This is a genomic window from Streptomyces sp. NPDC044044, assembly GCF_056434405.1.
In genome coordinates, this window is the sequence record NZ_JBWKFG010000010.1 from 336,927 (window position 1) to 353,532 (window position 16,606).

The following is a 16,606-nucleotide window of genomic DNA, read 5'->3' on the forward strand; positions in this document are numbered from 1 at the left end:
CCGCCAACGAACCGGGGAGGCACGAGCAGCCTCCCCGGTCCCAGGTCCACCCATACGAGTTACGCGTTGCCGCGAACTCCCTGGGCGAGCTCACCCGCGAGCGCGCGGACGGCGGCGAGGCCCGCGGCCTCGTCCGGCGCGTCCAGCATCCGCTGGACGAAGGCGGAGCCGACGATCACGCCGTCGGCGAAGCCCGCGACCTCGGCGGCCTGGTGGGCGTTGGAGACGCCGAGGCCGACACAGACCGGCAGGCCGGTGGTGGCCTTGGTGCGCCGGACCAGCTCCTGCGCCTGCTCGCCGACGGACGCGCGGGTGCCCGTGACTCCCATCAGCGAGGCCGCGTACACGAAGCCGGAACCGGCCGCCGTGATCGTGGCGAGCCGCTCGTCCTTGCTGCTCGGCGCGACGACGAAGACCGTCGCGAGGCCGTGCTTCTCGGCGTGCTCCCTCCACAGCGCGGACTCCTGGATGGGCAGGTCGGGCAGGATGCACCCGGCGCCGCCCGCTTCGGCGAGCTCGGCGGTGAAGCGCTCGACGCCGTAGCGGTCGATCGGATTCCAGTACGTCATGACGAGCACCGGCTTGCCGGTCGCCTCGAAGGCCTCGCGCACCGTGCGCATCACGTCGGCGATCTTCAGGCCCGCCTTGAGCGCGATGTCGTCGGCGGTCTGGATGACGGGACCGTCGAGGACCGGGTCGCTGTGCGGCAGACCGACCTCCACGACGTCGGCGCCGCCCTCGAAGACGGCCTTGACGGCCGCGATGCCGCCGTCCACGGTCGGGAACCCGGCCGGGAGGTAGGCGATGAGGGCCGATCGGCCCTCGGACCTGGCCGCGGCGAGGGTCTCGTCCAACAGCTGGATGTTGCCGCTCACTTGGCGTCCCCCTCGATCTCCGCGGCACCGGTGCCCGCGTCCGCCTCGACGGCGGCGTCCGTGTCGTACAGCCCGAAGTAGCGGGCGGCCGTGTCCATGTCCTTGTCGCCGCGTCCGGACAGGTTGATGATGATCAGCCCGTCCTTGCCCAGCTCCTTGCCGACCTCCAGCGCCCCGGCGAGCGCGTGGGCGCTCTCGATGGCCGGGATGATGCCCTCGGTGCGCGACAGGAGGCGCAGGGCCTGCATCGCCGCGTCGTCGGTGACCGCGCGGTACTCGCCGCGGCCGCTGTCCTTGAGGTAGGCGTGCTCGGGGCCGATGCCCGGGTAGTCGAGTCCGGCGGAGATCGAGTAGGGCTCGGTGATCTGCCCTTCCTCGTCCTGGAGGACGTACGACCGCGAGCCGTGCAGGATCCCCGGCTCACCGGCGGTCAGCGTGGCCGCGTGCTCGCCGGTCTCGATGCCGTGGCCCGCGGGCTCGCACCCGATGAGCCGGACACCCGCGTCCGGGATGAAGGCGTGGAAGAGGCCGATGGCGTTCGAGCCGCCGCCCACACAGGCGACGGCGGCGTCGGGAAGACGTCCCGCGCGCTCCAGGATCTGGCGCCTGGCCTCCACCCCGATGACGCGGTGGAAGTCGCGCACCATGGCCGGGAAGGGGTGCGGGCCCGCCACGGTCCCGAAGAGGTAGTGCGTGCGGTCCACGTTGGCTACCCAGTCGCGGAACGCCTCGTTGATGGCGTCCTTCAGGGTCCTGCTGCCGGACTTCACGGCGATGACCTCGGCGCCGAGCATGCGCATGCGGGCCACGTTCAGGGCCTGGCGCTCGGTGTCGATCTCGCCCATGTAGATGGTGCATTCGAGGCCGAAGAGCGCGCAGGCGGTGGCGGTGGCGACGCCGTGCTGACCGGCGCCGGTCTCCGCGATGACGCGGGTCTTGCCCATGCGCTTGGTGAGCAGGGCCTGGCCGAGCACGTTGTTGATCTTGTGCGAGCCGGTGTGGTTCAGGTCCTCGCGCTTGAGGAAGACGCGGGCGCCCCCGGCGTGTTCGGCGAACCGGGGCACCTCGGTGAGGCTGCTGGGGCGGCCGGTGTAGTTGACCAGGAGGTCGTCGAGCTCGCGGGCGAACTCGGGGTCGCTCTTGGCCTTGTCGTACTCGACGGCGACCTCGTCCACGGCGGCGACGAGGGCCTCCGGGATGAACTTGCCGCCGAACGCGCCGAAGTAGCCTTCGGTGCTGGGGATTTGACCCTCGGGGTCCGGGATGAAGAACTCGCTGGGCATGGCTGGATCCTTGTCAGGGCTGGCGATGACAACGGGCGGTGGTGCGCCCCGTCAGGGGCGCGGGGAACTGCGCGACAAGCCCAGGACGGGCCGCAGGCGCGACGGAACCCTGGCCGGCAACGGCGCGGGGCTCTTCAGTTCAGGCGGCGCACAAGGCGCCGCTCCGCCATCGCATCCCGGGGATCTGCCCCGGCTCGGCCCCGATGTGGTACCGCACTCGGCGACCCCGCACACGCCGCGCAGGCGCCCGGCAGCCGCGGGGGCGGCAGCCGGGTGCGAGGCGGGCGAAGGCGGTCATCGGGAGGGGTCAGCTCCGCCCGTGGCGCAGGGCCGGGTGCGCGCCCGCGGCGACCAGGTCGGAGACCGCGCCCTTCGGGTCGCGGCCGGTCACCAGGGACTCGCCCACGAGCACCGCGTCGGCGCCCGCGTTGGCGAACGCGATGAGGTCGTGCGGCCCGCGCACACCGGACTCGGCGATCTTGACGACGCTGTCCGGCAGCTCGGGCGCGACGCGCTCGAAGGTGGAGCGGTCGACCTTCAGGGTCTTGAGGTCGCGGTTGTTGACGCCGATGACCCGCGCGCCCGCGTCCACGGCCCGCTCGGCCTCGTCCTCGTCGTGCACCTCGACGATCGGCGTGAGGCCGATCGAATGGGCGCGCTCGATGAGGGACTCCAGGGCGGGCTGCTCAAGGGCGGCCACGATCAGCAGGGCGAGGTCGGCGCCGTAGGCACGCGCCTCCCACAGCTGGTACGAGGTGACGATGAAGTCCTTGCGGAGCACCGGGATGTCGACCTTGGCCCGGACGGCCTCCAGGTCGGCGAGCGAACCGCCGAAGCGGCGCTCCTCGGTGAGCACGGAGATGACGGCGGCGCCGCCCGCTTCGTAGTCGGCCGCGAGTCCTGCCGGGTCGGCGATCGCGGCGAGCGCGCCCTTGGACGGGCTGGAGCGCTTGACCTCGCAGATGACCTTGACGCCGTCGCCACGCAGCGCGGCGACCCCGTCCTTGGCCGCGGGAGCCTTGGCCGCGCGCTCCTTGAGCTCGTCGAGGCTGACGCGCGCCTGCCGTTCCGCGAGGTCGGCACGGACTCCGTCGATGATCTCGTCGAGCACACTCACGCGAGCGGCCCCCTTCCCTGACGGTGAAGCTGCTGTTTGAACCTCAAGCTGTTCGGCTGCCTCATCAGGCATTCCGATGGTCACTGCGATGGTATCCGCAGGAGGGCGAAGGCCCCGCATCCGGTTGACGCCAGTCCCACGACCTGGACACCCGGCACCCCTGCTGCCTGCGGTTTCTCGAAATATCAAGGGTGCAGCCATGCCCCGAACGGCAGATTGCGTACGAGGGTGAACACGGCGATCAGCACCCCGATCCCGTACAGCTGTGCGGGCCCCAACGCGATCCGCAGCCGTCGTCCGCGCGCCGCGCGGGCCGCCCAGAGGGTCCACACGACCGCGAAGACGCCGTAGCCCACGACGGCGAGGGCGTTGGCGCCCAGTGCCGCCGTGAGGTCTCCGTGGATGAAGGCGTGGGCGCTGCGCAGTCCGCCGCAGCCGGGGCAGAAGACGCCGGTGAGCTGCAGCAGCGGGCAGGTGGGGTAGTGGCCGGGTTCGTTCGGGTCGACCGTCCCGACGTAGGCGAAGGCGGCGATCACCGAGCCGAGCACTCCGACGGGCACGGCCAGCCGCCGCAGTGCGGTGCCGGCCGGTGGTGCCGCGCTCTCGGGTTCAGCGTTCACCCGATGCATTGTGCCCTTCGGCGCCCCTCTGTGCCCGGCAGGGAAACGCGAAAGGAGGCCGCCCCGGCACCTGCCGGGACCGCCTCCCACGTACGTCGGTGAGGACCTCAGCCCTCGGAGTGCGCGAGCTGGCCCTGCGGCTGCCGCTGGCGCTTCGCCTGGCCCAGGCCCGCGGCACGCATGACCATGCCCACGACGCCACCGGCGGCGATGATGACCATGCCGGCCCAGAAGCCCAGCGGGTTGGCCATCACCATGAAGGCACCCGAAACGCAGAAACCGATGAAGGCGATGATGACACCGGTCCAGGCGGCCGGGGTGTGTCCGTGGCTCGTGCCCGCCATGACTTGCTCCTCGTTGCTGTATGCGTGGTGGTGATGCGTGGGGTGAGCCGAGCGCTCACCGCTCCATTGTCCCGTACCCGCGCGCGGGTACGGACGCGGGGTCATGCCTCGCGCGTCGGGTCCTCGCCGCGGTCGAGTGCCTTCCACAGGTCTTCGGGACGGTCCGGGTCGACCTTGGGCGGCGCCTTGCGCGGGCGCGGCGCTCCGTCGCGTTCGTAGCGTCCCGACATCGCGGGCCAGGACCTGCCGTACGTCAGGGCGAGCAGCCCGGCGATCAGGAGCAGCAGGCCCGCGCCCGCCGCCGCGTACGGCCAGGCCGTGTGGCTGAGATCACCGATCGTCGCGGCGGCGTCGCCGGAGGCCTCCGCGGCCTTCTCGTCGAGCGCGCCGCTGTCGTCGGCGGCGAGGAGCGCGGCGGCCACGGTGCCCGCGCCGCTCAGCGTGAGCAGCAGCGAGACCAGCATCCGCCCGGCCTTGCGGACGGCGAAGACGGCGACGAGCGCGGCGAGCCCCACTATCGCCAGGGCCGCGGGCACGCCCGTGACGTCGCTGCCCGTGGCGCTCAGCGGCAGCTCTCCGCCCGCCACGGAAGCGGTGCCCTTCGCCCAGGTCTGACGGGACGCGAGCAGCGTGAGGGCCGCGCCGACCGCGCCGAACAGCAGGGCCACGGCGATGCTGCGGCGACCGCTGCGCTGGGCCCGGGTCTCGGGCTCGGCGTCGGCATCGGCTGCGTCGGCGGCCTGGGTGCGGGGCGGTGGTACGGCAGAAGTCACCCCTCCACTATCCCTCACGTCCATCGGGACGCCGCAGCCGGTTCGCCGTGTGGATGGCTCGCAGGACCGCCGCCGCCTTGTTGCGGCACTCGGTGTCCTCGGCCACGGGGTCGGAGTCGGCGACGACCCCGGCGCCCGCCTGGACGTATGCCGTGCCCTGGCGCAGGAGCGCGGTACGGATGGCGATGGCGGTGTCGGAGTCACCGGCGAAGTCGAGATATCCGACACACCCGCCGTACAGGCCGCGCCGGGAGGGTTCGAGCTCGTCGATGATCTGCATCGCGCGGGGCTTGGGGGCGCCGGAGAGGGTGCCCGCGGGGAAGCAGGCCGTGAGGACGTCGAAGGCGGTGCGCCCTTCGGCGACCTGTCCGGTGACCGTCGACACGATGTGCATGACGTGGGAGTACCGCTCGATGGACATGAAGTCGACGACCTCGACCGAGCCGGGCTCGCAGACGCGCCCCAGGTCGTTGCGGCCCAGGTCGACCAGCATCAGGTGCTCGGCCCGCTCCTTGGGGTCGGCGAGCAGCTCGTCGGCGAGCGCCTGGTCCTCCTGCGGGGTCGCGCCGCGCGGCCTGGTGCCCGCGATGGGGTGCACCATGGCGCGCCCGTCCTCGACCTTGACGAGGGCCTCGGGCGACGACCCGGCCACGTCGAATCCGTCGAAGCGGAAGAGGTACATGTACGGCGAGGGGTTGGTGGCCCGCAGTACGCGGTAGACGTCCAACGCGCTTGCTTCACAAGGGGTTTCGAAGCGCTGGGAGGGCACGACCTGGAAGGCCTCGCCCGCGCGGATGCGCTCCTTGATGTCCTCGACGGCTTCCTGGTACTGCTCGCCGCCCCACAGCGCGGTGTACTCCGGGAGCTCGGAAGGCGGCAGGGCGGCCGGGGGCTGGGAGACGGCCCGTGACAGGTCGGCCTCCATGGCGTCGAGGCGGGCGACCGCGTCGGCGTACGCCTCGTCGACGCCCGTCTCCAGGTCGTTGTGGTTGATCGCGTTGGCGATCAGCAGGACGGAGCCGTCCCAGTGGTCGAGGACGGCGAGGTCGCTGGTGAGCAGCATGGTCAGCTCGGGCAGCTTCAGGTCGTCCCGCTCGCCGGGGCCGATCTTCTCCAGGCGCCGCACGATGTCGTAGCCGAGGTACCCGACCATGCCTCCGGTGAAGGGCGGCATCCCGGACGCCAGGTCGTGCGGGGTGTGCAGGGCCTCGACGGTGGCGCGCAGGGCGTCGAGCGGGTCACCCGAAGTGGGGACGCCGACGGGCGGGGTGCCCAGCCAGTGGGCCTCGCCGTCGCGGGTGGTGAGGGTGGCGGCGCTGCGGACGCCGACGAAGGAGTAGCGAGACCAGGACCGGCCGTTCTCCGCGGACTCCAGGAGGAACGTGCCGGTGCGCTCTGCGGCCAGCTTGCGGTAGAGCCCGACCGGAGTGTCACCGTCCGCGAGGAGCCTGCGGCTGACGGGGATCACTCGGCGGTCGCTCGCGAGCTTGCGGAAGGTCTCGAGATCCATGGGAGGAGCTTACGGCCGTGCGGGTGGCAGGCGGTGTTGCGGGCCGACAGGCACAGTGCCTGCCACTAGAACGGAACGATGACGACCAACCGCCGTACGCTGCCCGCCCTTGCCCTCGTTCTCGCCTCGACCGCGTTCGCGGCCTCCGCCCCCGGCCCCGTGGTGTGGCCCGCCCCCAAGGACGTGCCCGAGCGGGTCCGGGCCGCGGGTCTGGAGATGCTCGACTCCGAGGCGATGGACATGCACATCCACACCACCCTGAAGGTGTACTCCGGCGGCCGTCCCGTCACCGTCCCCGCGGACATCGGCATCGACCGCTCGGGCCCCAAGCCCCGCTACAGCCCGCTGCACACGCACGACACGACGGGCACCCTGCACGTGGAGTCGGAGGAGTGGCGGGACTTCACCCTGGGTCAGTTCATGACCGAGTGGGGCGTGAGCGGGGTACGGGAGAAGTGCGGCGCCGATGTCGCCGGGCGCCGCTGGGCCGGCGATCCGTCCCGCATCGTGCTGCGGGACGGCGAGACGATCACTCTCCGGTGCCGGTGAAGGACACGGTGAGGGAGTCGGAGTCGAAGCAGGTGCGGGTGCCCGTGTGACAGGCGGCGCCGATCTGGTCGACCTGGACCAGGACGGTGTCCGCGTCGCAGTCCAGGGCCACGGACTTCACGTACTGGAAGTGCCCGGACGTGTCGCCCTTGACCCAGTACTCCTGGCGGCTGCGCGACCAGTAGGTGCAGCGCCCCGTGGTGAGCGTGCGGTGCAGCGCCTCGTCGTCCATCCAGCCCAGCATCAGCACCTCGCCGGTGTCGTACTGCTGGGCGACGGCGGGGACGAGTCCGTCCGCGTCGCGCTTGAGGCGGGCGGCGATCTCGGGGTCGAGGCTGCTGGGCGGGGGCGTGGCGGTCATGAGGCCATTGTGCCGCGTGCCCGCACCCCTGTGGCCCGTGTCCACTGGGCGGACCACGTGCCGAGTCGTAGGCTGGGGGCATGTCGACCCATGCCAAGCGTGAACGACTTCTCCTCGCCGATCTGTTGGAGGCGCAGGGCCCTGACGCCCCCACCCTCTGCGAGGGCTGGAACACCCGTGATCTCGCGGCCCATGTGGTGGTCCGCGAGCGCCGCGCGGACGCCGCGGGCGGGCTGCTGATCAAGCAGCTGGCCTCGCGCCTGGAGCGTGTGCAGGCCGAGTTCGCCGCGAAGCCGTACGAGGAACTGATCCAGCTGATCAGGACCGGTCCGCCGCGCTTCTCGCCCTTCTCCCTCAAGCAGATCGACGAGGCGTCGAACGCCGTCGAGTTCTACGTCCACACCGAGGACGTGCGCCGCGCCCAGCCGGACTGGACGCCGCGCGAGCTCGACCCGGTCTTCTCGGACACCCTGTGGTCCCGCCTGGAGAAGATGGCCCGCCTGGTGGGCCGCAAGGCGCCGGTGGGCGTGGTCCTGCGGCGCCCGGACGGCCAGACGGCGGTGGCGCACCGCGGCACCCCCGTGGTGACGGTCACCGGGGAGCCCGGCGAGCTGCTGATGTTCGTGCACGGGCGGCAGGACGCGGCCGATGTAGAGCTCGACGGGGACAAGGACGCGATCGCCCGGCTGCACGAGACCAAGCAACTGGGCATCTGATGATCAGGGTCGCGATGACCGGGGTGTACGTGGACGACGTGGCCAAGGCCCACGCCTTCTACACGGACGTCCTGGGCTTCGAGACCCGGCATCACGTCGACATGGTGGCGGGACAGGTCTTCGTCACCGTGGGCGCGGCGGGCGCGCAGCCGGACCTGGAGCTGCTCCTGGAGTCGGGCGAGGGCCCCATCGCGGGGCCCTATCGCAAGGCGCTGTACGAGGCGGGGATCCCGTGCATCGTCTTCGGGGTCGACGACGTGCGGGCCGAGCACGCGCGGCTCGGCGGCCTCGGGGTCCGGTTCACGCAGGGGCCCGAGGAGCAGGGGCCGGTGATCACCGCGGTGCTCGACGACACGGTGGGGAATCTGGTGCAGCTCATGCAGGACGCGCCCGCGAAGCAGAACGCGAAGTAGAAGTAGAAGTAGCCGCTTCAGTGCGGCAGCTCGGCGTGGCGCAGGGCGCGGGAGCAGAGGCCGAGCACTCCCCCGGCGGCGCTCACCGCCGCGCTGGCCGCGAAGACCGGCTCGACGCCCCAGGCGCCGATCGCCGCACCGACCACGGGGTACGTCATGGGGGCGATGCCCACGGTGAACAGCGTCGCCACGGAGGTGACGCGCCCCAGGTAGGCGGGTGCGGTGACGGTCTGGACGAGGGCTCCGATGAGCGCGCCGCCGAGGCCGGTGCACAGGCCCACGCAGAGTCCGGCCACCGCGGCGGCGCCCATCGACGGCGCGAAGCCGATCGCGGCCAGCGCCACGGAGCCCGCCACCACTCCCCAGGACTGCACGGCTCCGGCCCGCGCCACCCGCCCGCGCACGGCGAGCAGCAGCGCCGACGCGCCTGCGCCGACACCGAAGCCGCCCACGGTCCACGCCATGCCTGCGGCGCCCCAGCCACGCTCGTCGGCGAGCAGCACGACGCCGATGTTGGCGGGTCCGGCGAAGCCGAGCTCCATCACGGCGGCCACCAGGAGCAGCGGGGCGAGCACCCGGTGTCCGCGGATGTACCGCAGCCCGCCCACGAGTTGGCGCCGGGCGCTCTCACTGGTCCCCGCCGCGTCGTCCGGGGCCGGTTCCCGGACGCGTACGGCCATCAGCAGCGCCAGTGAGACCGCGAAGAGCACACCCGCCACACCGAACCCCGCCGCGGGCCCGCCCACCGCCACCGCGAGGCCGCCCACCGGCGCGGCGGCGACCGTGCCGACGCGCTGCGCGAATCCCCGCATGCCCTGCACCCGGCCGAGCTGCCCCGGGGCCGTGATGCGCGGCGGCAGGGCGCCGACGCTCGGCAGGAACAGCGCGTCGACGGCGCCGAAGAGCAGGGCGACGAGCACCAGGAGCCAGATGCCGGGGGTCGCGACGAGGAGCAGCACGGCCACGGCGAGGATCACCGCGCAGCGCACCGCGTCGCTCCCGATGACCACGCGGCGGGGCCCGAAGCGGTCGGCGATCACGCCGCCGCCCAGCATGAGCACGGCGCGCGGCACGGAGCCGACGGCCAGGACGAGACCGGCCTGCGCGGGGCTGCCGCTGCGGGCCGCGGCCCAGGAGAGCGCGACGAAGTAGACGCTGTCGCCGATCATCGAGGCGGTGTAGGCGCTCAGCCAGCGCAGGACGTTGCCGTCCCGGTGCGCGGGTTTCCCGGTGGGCGGGGCCGTGCGTATGCCGGTGGTGGTCACGTGGGCCAGCCCTCTCAGATCCGGAACGGAAAGCTGGCCAGGTGCACGGCGACGTTCTCGCGCCCCTCGGTGTCGCCCGCCGCCTCGGCGGCCTTGCCCTGCGCCTCGTACGTCTTGATCAGGGCGTGGATCTCGGCGTTGAGCCGGGTGAGTTCGGCGGGGTTCAGGCGGGCGAGGAAGTCCGACTGGTCGGCTGCCTTGCGCCACTCGGCGCCCCAGGCCTCCTGCTGGGCGAGATAGGTCTCGTACTGCTCCTCGCGCTGGGCGATCAGCGTGCGGACGACGGCCGTGTGCGCGGCTGCGCCCTCCGGTGTGTCCTTGAAGTCCTCGTGCCGGAAGCTCAAGGTCTCCTGCGCGGCCTGCCACCACCGCTCCCGCGCGTCCTCGCTCTGCGTCTCGGCCTCCTCGATGAGGCCGTGCTCGGCGAGCTTGCGCAGGTGGTAGCTGACCAGCGAGACCGCCTCGTCGACCTGCCCCGCCAGCTGCGATGCGGTCGATGCTCCCGCCACCCGGAGCGTGCTGTAGATCTTCAGGCGCAGGGGGTGCCCGAAGGCCTTGAGCGTGCCGACGTCGGTGATGCGGCGGAGTTCTCGGGACGCACCGGGCTGTTCTCGGGACGCACCGGGCTCGCGGGGCTCGGGCTGCTTGGCGTTCATGCCTTCACCGTAGATACGAAAGAAAGCTTGCGCAATATAAATTGCGCAACTTTCCCTTCGCATCTGGGCAGCAGAAAGCCCCGGTCACCACATCCAGGGTGACCAGGGCTTACGCGGAAGAGCCCTCAGCGGACGGGGTGGCCCGCCTCCCGAAGGGTGTCCTTCACCTCGCCGATCCGCAGGTCACCGAAGTGGAAGACCGACGCGGCGAGCACCGCGTCCGCGCCCGCCGCGATCGCGGGCGGGAAGTGGTCGAGGCGGCCCGCTCCCCCGGACGCGATCACCGGGACGGTCACGTGACGGCGTACCGCCGCGATCATCTCGATGTCGTAGCCGTCCTTCGTGCCGTCCGCGTCCATCGAGTTGAGCAGGATCTCTCCCGCGCCGAGCTCGGCGGCCTGGTGCGCCCACTCGACGGCGTCGATCCCGGCGGACTTGCGGCCGCCGTGGGTCGTCACCTCGAAGCTCCCGGAGGCAGTCCTGCGGGCGTCCACCGAAAGGACGAGCACCTGGCGGCCGAACCGCTCCGCGATCTCGCGGATCAGCTCGGGCCGTGCGATGGCGGCCGTGTTCACGCCCACCTTGTCCGCGCCGGCGCGCAGGAGCTTGTCGACATCCTCGGCGGTGCGGACGCCGCCGCCCACCGTGAGCGGGATGAAGACCTGCTCGGCGGTGCGGCGGACCACGTCGTACGTCGTCTCGCGGTTGCCGGACGACGCGGTGATGTCCAGGAAGGTGAGCTCGTCGGCGCCCTCGGCGTCGTACACCTTGGCCATCTCGACGGGGTCGCCCGCGTCACGCAGGTTCTGGAAGTTGACGCCCTTGACGACCCGGCCGTTGTCCACGTCCAGGCAGGGGATCACGCGTACGGAGAGGGTCATGACGACTCAGCTCCCCGGGCTTCCTGGGCTCCGCGGTACGCCTCGACCTCGACCTCGACGACCAGGCTCGGGTCGATGAAGCCGGAGACGATGATCATCGACGCGGCGGGGCGGACGTCGTCGAAGAGCTCCTTGTGGGCCCGGCCGACCTCCTCCACGTCCCGCGCGTGGGTCAGATACATGCGGGTGCGTACGACGTGCTCACGGCCGAGGCCCAGCTGCTTGAGCGCCTCGACGGCCGTGTGGAAGGCGTTGGCCGCCTGCTCGTAGGGGGTCCCGGCGTCTATGACGCCGTTCACCACTGACGTACAACCCGACACCAGGACAAGGCCGTTGGGCAGCTCGACGGCGCGGGAGTAGCCGATGGCCTCCTCCCAGGGGCCGCCCGAGCTCACCCGGCGCACGACGTCACTCATGACGACGCCACCGCGGCGAGGGCCTCTTCGAGCGTGAAGGCCTTCGCGTACAGCGCCTTGCCGACGATGGAGCCCTCGACGCCCTGCGGGACGAGCTCGGCGATCGCGCGCAGGTCGTCCAGGGACGAGACGCCGCCGGAGGCGACCACCGGGCGGTCCGTGGCCGCGCAGACGTTGCGCAGGAGCTCCAGGTTCGGGCCCTGCAGCGTGCCGTCCTTGGCGATGTCGGTGACGACATAGCGCGCGCAGCCCTCGGAGTTGAGGCGCTCCAGGGTCTCGTACAGGTCGCCGCCGTCGCGGGTCCAGCCGCGGCCACGCAGGGTCGTGCCGCGTACGTCGAGGCCGACCGCGATCTTGTCGCCGTGCTCGGCGATGACCTTGGCGACCCACTCCGGGGTCTCCAGGGCGGCGGTGCCGAGGTTCACGCGGGTGCAGCCGGTGGCGAGTGCGGCGGCGAGCGTCTCGTCGTCACGGATGCCGCCGGACAGCTCGACCTTGATGTCCATGGCGCCCGCGACCTCGGCGATGAGCGCGCGGTTGTCGCCGGTGCCGAACGCGGCGTCCAGGTCGACCAGGTGCAGCCACTCGGCGCCCGACCGCTGCCAGGAGAGGGCGGCCTCCAGCGGGGAGCCGTAGGAGGTCTCCGATCCGGACTCGCCGTGGACGAGGCGCACGGCCTGGCCGTCGCGGACGTCGACGGCCGGGAGGAGTTCGAGCTTGCTCACAGAATTCCCTGACATCCCTAGAGGGTTCCGATCCAGTTGGTGAGGAGCTGGGCGCCGGCGTCGCCGGACTTCTCGGGGTGGAACTGCGTGGCCCACAGCGCGCCGTTCTCGACGGCGGCCACGAAGGGCTCGCCGTGCGTGGTCCAGGCGACCTTGGGCGCGCGGAAGGCGGGGTTGCCCGCCTCGAAGTCCCAGTGGTGCACGGCGTACGAGTGCACGAAGTAGTAGCGGGCCTCGGCGTCCAGGCCCGCGAACAGCTGCGAGCCCTCCGGTGCATCGACCGTGTTCCAGCCCATGTGCGGGACGATGTCGGCCTTGAGCGGCTCGACGGTGCCGGGCCACTCGTCGAGGCCCTCGGCCTCCACGTCGTGCTCGATGCCGCGCGCGAAGAGGATCTGCATGCCCACGCAGATGCCCATCACGGGACGGCCGCCCGCGAGCCTGCGGCCCACGATCCAGTCGCCGCGCGCCTCCTTGAGCCCCTGCATGCAGGCGGCGAAGGCGCCGACACCGGGGACGAGGAGGCCGTCGGCGTTCATGGCCGTGTCGTAGTCACGGGTTATCTCGACCTCCGCGCCCGCGCGCGCGAGGGCGCGCTCGGCGGAACGGACGTTCCCGAAGCCGTAGTCGAAGACGACGACCTTCTTCTGGGGAGTGCTCATCTCGCGTACGCCCCTCAGTTCCAGTAGTCGAGCCGCATGACCCCCGCGACCAGGCACATGGCCGCGCCGATGGAGAGCAGCGTGATCAGGCTCTTGGGCATCCCCTGCTTGACGAAGGAGATGATGCCGCCGACCAGGAAGAGGCCGACGACGATCAGGATGGTGTTGAGACCGGTCATGGCTTTACAGCGCGCCCTTCGTGGAGGGGAGGATCCCGGCGGCGCGCGGGTCGCGCTCCGATGCGTAGCGCAGCGCGCGGGCGAGGGCCTTGAACTGGCACTCCACGATGTGGTGGGCGTTGCGGCCGTAGGGCACGTGCACGTGCAGGGCGATCTGGGCCTGCGCGACGAAGGACTCCAGGATGTGCCGGGTCATCGTCGTGTCGTACGTGCCGATCATCGGCGCCATGGTCTCGGGCTCGGTGTGCACGAGGTAGGGACGGCCGCTGAGGTCGACGGTCACCTGGGCGAGCGACTCGTCGAGCGGGACCGTGCAGTTGCCGAAGCGGTAGATGCCGACCTTGTCGCCGAGCGCCTGCTTGAAGGCGGCGCCCAGGGCGAGGGCGGTGTCCTCGATGGTGTGGTGCGTGTCGATGTGCAGGTCGCCCTCGGTCTTGACCGTGAGGTCGAAGAGGCCGTGGCGGCCGAGCTGGTCGAGCATGTGGTCGTAGAAACCGACACCCGTCGACACCTCGACCTTGCCGGTGCCGTCGAGATCGATCTCGACGAGGACCGACGTCTCCTTCGTGGTCCGTTCGACCCGTCCAACGCGGCTCATGCCTGCTGCTCCTTCTTCAGTTCGCGTACCGCATCGAGGAACGCGTCGTTCTCTTCCGGGGTTCCTGCGCTGACGCGCAGCCATCCCGGTACTCCGTTGTCCCGGACCAGGACGCCCCGGTCGAGGATCCGCTGCCAGACCGCGTGGGCGGCCCCTTCGCCCTCGAACCGCCCGAACTGGACGAAGTTGGCGTCGGAGTCGGTCACTTCATAGCCGATCGCCCGCAGCTCGCTCACCAGACGGTCGCGCTCCTGCTTCAGCTGCTCGACGTACTTCAGGAGCGTGTCGGTGTGCTCAAGGGCGGCGAGCGCGGTGGCCTGCGTGACGGCCGACAGGTGGTACGGCAGGCGTACGAGCTGTACGGCGTCGACGACCGCCGGGTCTGCGGCGAGGTAGCCGAGGCGCAGCCCTGCCGCGCCGAAGGCCTTGGACATCGTGCGCGACACGACGAGATTCGGCCGTCCCGCGAGCAGCGGGAGCAGCGAGTCGCCGTGGCTGAACTCGACGTACGCCTCGTCGATCACGACCATCGAGGGCTTCGCGGCCTGCGCGGCTTCGTAGAGCGCGAGGACCGTGTCGGCCGAGACGGCGTTGCCCGTGGGGTTGTTGGGGGTGGTGATGAAGACGACGTCCGGCTGGTTCTCGGCGATGGCCTTGGCCGCCGCCTCGACGTCGATCGTGAAGTCGTCGCCGCGCGGGCCCGACATCCAGCCGGTGCCGGTGCCGCGCGCGATCAGTCCGTGCATCGAGTACGAGGGCTCGAAGCCGATGGCGGTGCGTCCTGGCCCGCCGAAGGTCTGCAGGAGCTGCTGGATGACTTCGTTCGAGCCGTTGGCCGCCCACACGTTGGCGAGGGTGACCTCGTGGCCGCCGGTCTTCGTGAGGTAGCGGGCGAGCTCGGTGCGCAGCTCGACCGCGTCACGGTCGGGGTAGCGGTTGAGGTCGCGGGCCGCCTCGCGGACGCGCTCGGCGATGCGCTCGACGAGCGGCTCGGGGAGCGGGTAGGGGTTCTCGTTCGTGTTCAGGCGTACGGGTACGTCGAGCTGGGGGGCGCCGTAGGGGGACTTGCCGCGCAGTTCGTCGCGTACGGGAAGGTCGTCGATGTTGGTCACTTTTCCCCGGGCACCTTCCATCCGAAGCGGGCCTTGACTGCCGCACCGTGCGCGGGCAGGTCCTCGGCCTCGGCGAGCGTCACCACGTGGTGGGCCACGTCGGCCAGTGCCTCGCGGGTGTAGTCGACGATGTGGATGCCGCGCAGGAACGACTGGACGCTGAGCCCCGAGGAGTGGCAGGCGCAGCCGCCCGTCGGCAGGACGTGGTTGGAGCCGGCGCAGTAGTCGCCGAGGGAGACGGGCGCCCACGGGCCGACGAAGATCGCGCCCGCGTTCTTCACGCGCTCCGCGACGGCGGCGGCGTCCGCGGTCTGGATCTCCAGGTGCTCGGCGCCGTACGCGTCGACGACGCGCAGGCCCTCCTCCAGGCCGTCGACCAGGACGATCGCGGACTGCCTGCCCTCCAGGGCGGGGACGATCCGGTCCTCGACGTGCTTGGTCGCCGCGACCTGCGGCTCCAGCTCCTTGGCGACCGCGTCGGCCAGGGCCACGGAGTCGGTGACCAGGACGGCGGCGGCGAGCGGGTCGTGCTCGGCCTGGCTGATCAGGTCGGACGCGACGTGCACGGCGTCGGCCGTGTCGTCGGCGAGGACCGCGATCTCGGTCGGGCCCGCTTCGGTGTCGATGCCGATGCGGCCGGTGAAGTAGCGCTTGGCCGCGGCGACCCAGATGTTGCCGGGCCCGGTGACCATGTTGGCCGGGGCGCAGGTCTCGGTGCCGTACGCGAACATCGCGACGGCCTGGGCGCCGCCGACCGCGTACACCTCGTCGATGCCGAGGAGGGCGCAGGCGGCGAGGATCGTCGGGTGCGGAAGGCCCCCGAAGTCGGCCTGCGGCGGGGACGCGAGCGCCATCGACTCGACGCCCGCCTCCTGCGCCGGGACCGCGTTCATGATCACGGAGGACGGGTAGACCGAGCGGCCGCCGGGGGCGTAGAGCCCCACGCGCTCGACCGGCACCCACTTCTCGGTGACCGTGCCGCCGGGCACGACCTGGGTGGTGTGCGGGGCGCGGCGCTGTTCGCGGTGGACGATGCGGGCGCGGCGGATCGACTCCTCCAGCGCCTCGCGCACGGCCGGGTCGAGGCCGGTCAGCGCCTCGGCGATGGCGCTCGCGGGGACGCGGACCTGCGTCAGCCGTACCCCGTCGAACTTCTGCGCGAACTCGATCAGCGCCGCGTCGCCACGATGATGCACGTCCTCGCAGATGGGCCGCACCTTCTCCAGGGCGGCCGCGACGTCGAAGTCGGCACGGGGCAGCAGGGCGCGCAGGGCGGGACCCTCGGGGAGGGCGTCGCCGCGCAGATCGATTCGGGAGATCACGTGGCCAATTCTCTCAGACCCGGATTCCGGTCCGGACTCCGTATCACTGGCTGATATAGATCCCGGAAGACCACGTTCACCACTAGCGTTCAGCCCGTCACTGAGCGGGCATGAAACAGGTGTACGAGACACAGGCGCATCGCAGTACGAGAACGCGTACGGGAGCGCGGTACGGGGAGGACAACAGCAGTGGTCGACGACACCGGCATCGGTGACCCGCCGGACGGAC

Annotated in this window: 22 protein-coding genes; 3 read left to right on the forward strand and 19 right to left on the reverse strand. The window is 71.5% G+C overall.

Going from position 1 to position 16,606, the window contains the following annotated elements; translation table 11 throughout:
• Positions 1 to 59 precede the first annotated feature (59 nt).
• The 8 genes from trpA to AC07AG_RS35140 form a co-directional block, all read right to left on the reverse strand.
• Positions 60 to 875 carry a tryptophan synthase subunit alpha gene (trpA, locus tag AC07AG_RS35105; protein ID WP_478760398.1) on the reverse strand — a complete coding sequence of 272 codons (816 nt, stop codon included), beginning with the start codon at positions 873 to 875 and terminating at the stop codon, positions 60 to 62.
• Positions 872 to 2,158, reverse strand: coding sequence for a tryptophan synthase subunit beta (trpB, locus tag AC07AG_RS35110; protein ID WP_478760400.1), 1,287 nt, complete (start codon positions 2,156 to 2,158; stop codon positions 872 to 874). Before trpB ends, trpA begins: the two co-directional genes overlap by 4 nt.
• Positions 2,159 to 2,297: 139 nt before the next feature.
• Positions 2,298 to 2,456 (reverse strand): tryptophan biosynthesis modulator TrpM, encoded by a 159-nt coding sequence (gene trpM / locus AC07AG_RS35115; RefSeq protein WP_478760402.1) that lies wholly within the window; start codon positions 2,454 to 2,456, stop codon positions 2,298 to 2,300.
• Between the two features lie 9 nt (positions 2,457 to 2,465).
• Positions 2,466 to 3,275, reverse strand: coding sequence for an indole-3-glycerol phosphate synthase TrpC (gene trpC / locus AC07AG_RS35120; protein ID WP_249590480.1), 810 nt, complete (start codon positions 3,273 to 3,275; stop codon positions 2,466 to 2,468).
• A gap of 185 nt (positions 3,276 to 3,460) precedes the next feature.
• Positions 3,461 to 3,904, reverse strand: coding sequence for a DUF2752 domain-containing protein (locus AC07AG_RS35125; protein ID WP_478760403.1), 444 nt, complete (start codon positions 3,902 to 3,904; stop codon positions 3,461 to 3,463).
• 98 nt (positions 3,905 to 4,002) lie between these two features.
• The gene (locus AC07AG_RS35130; protein WP_478760405.1) at positions 4,003 to 4,239 is read right to left on the reverse strand and encodes an HGxxPAAW family protein; all 237 of its coding nucleotides are present in this window, start codon (positions 4,237 to 4,239) and stop codon (positions 4,003 to 4,005) included.
• A gap of 101 nt (positions 4,240 to 4,340) precedes the next feature.
• Complete coding sequence (locus tag AC07AG_RS35135) at positions 4,341 to 5,036, reverse strand: TIGR02234 family membrane protein (RefSeq protein ID WP_478760406.1); 696 nt, start codon at positions 5,034 to 5,036, stop codon at positions 4,341 to 4,343.
• Positions 5,020 to 6,522: an anthranilate synthase component I gene (locus AC07AG_RS35140; protein ID WP_478760407.1), complete on the reverse strand. Its 1,503-nt coding sequence runs from the start codon at positions 6,520 to 6,522 to the stop codon at positions 5,020 to 5,022. Before AC07AG_RS35140 ends, AC07AG_RS35135 begins: the two co-directional genes overlap by 17 nt.
• Positions 6,523 to 6,600: 78 nt before the next feature.
• Between AC07AG_RS35140 and AC07AG_RS35145 the strand changes: the two genes are divergently transcribed.
• On the forward strand, positions 6,601 to 7,071 hold the full coding sequence (locus tag AC07AG_RS35145) for a hypothetical protein (protein WP_478760409.1): 471 nt from the start codon (positions 6,601 to 6,603) through the stop codon (positions 7,069 to 7,071).
• Here the strand turns inward: AC07AG_RS35145 and hisI are convergent.
• The gene (gene hisI / locus AC07AG_RS35150) at positions 7,052 to 7,432 is read right to left on the reverse strand and encodes a phosphoribosyl-AMP cyclohydrolase (RefSeq protein ID WP_478760410.1); all 381 of its coding nucleotides are present in this window, start codon (positions 7,430 to 7,432) and stop codon (positions 7,052 to 7,054) included. The two genes, AC07AG_RS35145 and hisI, sit on opposite strands and share 20 nt — an antisense overlap.
• A gap of 80 nt (positions 7,433 to 7,512) precedes the next feature.
• On the opposite strand from hisI, the gene AC07AG_RS35155 reads away from it, so the two are divergent.
• Both AC07AG_RS35155 and AC07AG_RS35160 read left to right on the forward strand, forming a co-directional pair.
• Entirely contained in the window at positions 7,513 to 8,148 is a 636-nt protein-coding gene (locus AC07AG_RS35155) for a TIGR03085 family metal-binding protein (RefSeq protein ID WP_478760412.1), read from the forward strand.
• Positions 8,148 to 8,561 (forward strand): VOC family protein, encoded by a 414-nt coding sequence (locus AC07AG_RS35160; RefSeq protein WP_478760413.1) that lies wholly within the window; start codon positions 8,148 to 8,150, stop codon positions 8,559 to 8,561. The genes AC07AG_RS35155 and AC07AG_RS35160 overlap by 1 nt, the downstream gene beginning before the upstream one ends.
• A gap of 17 nt (positions 8,562 to 8,578) precedes the next feature.
• Here the strand turns inward: AC07AG_RS35160 and AC07AG_RS35165 are convergent, their stop codons facing one another.
• From AC07AG_RS35165 to hisD, 10 genes are all read right to left on the reverse strand, one after another.
• Positions 8,579 to 9,826 carry an MFS transporter gene (locus AC07AG_RS35165; protein ID WP_478760414.1) on the reverse strand — a complete coding sequence of 416 codons (1,248 nt, stop codon included), beginning with the start codon at positions 9,824 to 9,826 and terminating at the stop codon, positions 8,579 to 8,581.
• Positions 9,827 to 9,840: 14 nt separating this feature from the next.
• Positions 9,841 to 10,482, reverse strand: coding sequence for a helix-turn-helix domain-containing protein (locus AC07AG_RS35170; protein WP_478760416.1), 642 nt, complete (start codon positions 10,480 to 10,482; stop codon positions 9,841 to 9,843).
• A 125-nt stretch (positions 10,483 to 10,607) separates the two neighbouring features.
• On the reverse strand, positions 10,608 to 11,363 hold the full coding sequence (gene hisF, locus AC07AG_RS35175; RefSeq protein WP_478760418.1) for an imidazole glycerol phosphate synthase subunit HisF: 756 nt from the start codon (positions 11,361 to 11,363) through the stop codon (positions 10,608 to 10,610).
• On the reverse strand, positions 11,360 to 11,779 hold the full coding sequence (locus AC07AG_RS35180) for a RidA family protein (RefSeq protein ID WP_478760419.1): 420 nt from the start codon (positions 11,777 to 11,779) through the stop codon (positions 11,360 to 11,362). Before AC07AG_RS35180 ends, hisF begins: the two co-directional genes overlap by 4 nt.
• Entirely contained in the window at positions 11,776 to 12,504 is a 729-nt protein-coding gene (priA, locus tag AC07AG_RS35185; RefSeq protein WP_361046294.1) for a bifunctional 1-(5-phosphoribosyl)-5-((5-phosphoribosylamino)methylideneamino)imidazole-4-carboxamide isomerase/phosphoribosylanthranilate isomerase PriA, read from the reverse strand. Before priA ends, AC07AG_RS35180 begins: the two co-directional genes overlap by 4 nt.
• A 17-nt stretch (positions 12,505 to 12,521) precedes the next feature.
• Complete coding sequence (gene hisH / locus AC07AG_RS35190; protein WP_478760420.1) at positions 12,522 to 13,166, reverse strand: imidazole glycerol phosphate synthase subunit HisH; 645 nt, start codon at positions 13,164 to 13,166, stop codon at positions 12,522 to 12,524.
• 14 nt (positions 13,167 to 13,180) lie between these two features.
• The gene (locus AC07AG_RS35195) at positions 13,181 to 13,345 is read right to left on the reverse strand and encodes a hypothetical protein (protein ID WP_478760422.1); all 165 of its coding nucleotides are present in this window, start codon (positions 13,343 to 13,345) and stop codon (positions 13,181 to 13,183) included.
• A gap of 4 nt (positions 13,346 to 13,349) precedes the next feature.
• A complete protein-coding gene (hisB, locus tag AC07AG_RS35200; RefSeq protein ID WP_135330188.1) occupies positions 13,350 to 13,943 on the reverse strand; it encodes an imidazoleglycerol-phosphate dehydratase HisB in 594 nt (197 codons plus the stop codon).
• Complete coding sequence (locus AC07AG_RS35205) at positions 13,940 to 15,055, reverse strand: histidinol-phosphate transaminase (RefSeq protein ID WP_478760424.1); 1,116 nt, start codon at positions 15,053 to 15,055, stop codon at positions 13,940 to 13,942. The genes hisB and AC07AG_RS35205 overlap by 4 nt, the downstream gene beginning before the upstream one ends.
• Positions 15,052 to 16,377 (reverse strand): histidinol dehydrogenase, encoded by a 1,326-nt coding sequence (gene hisD / locus AC07AG_RS35210; protein ID WP_478760426.1) that lies wholly within the window; start codon positions 16,375 to 16,377, stop codon positions 15,052 to 15,054. Before hisD ends, AC07AG_RS35205 begins: the two co-directional genes overlap by 4 nt.
• Positions 16,378 to 16,606 lie beyond the last annotated feature (229 nt).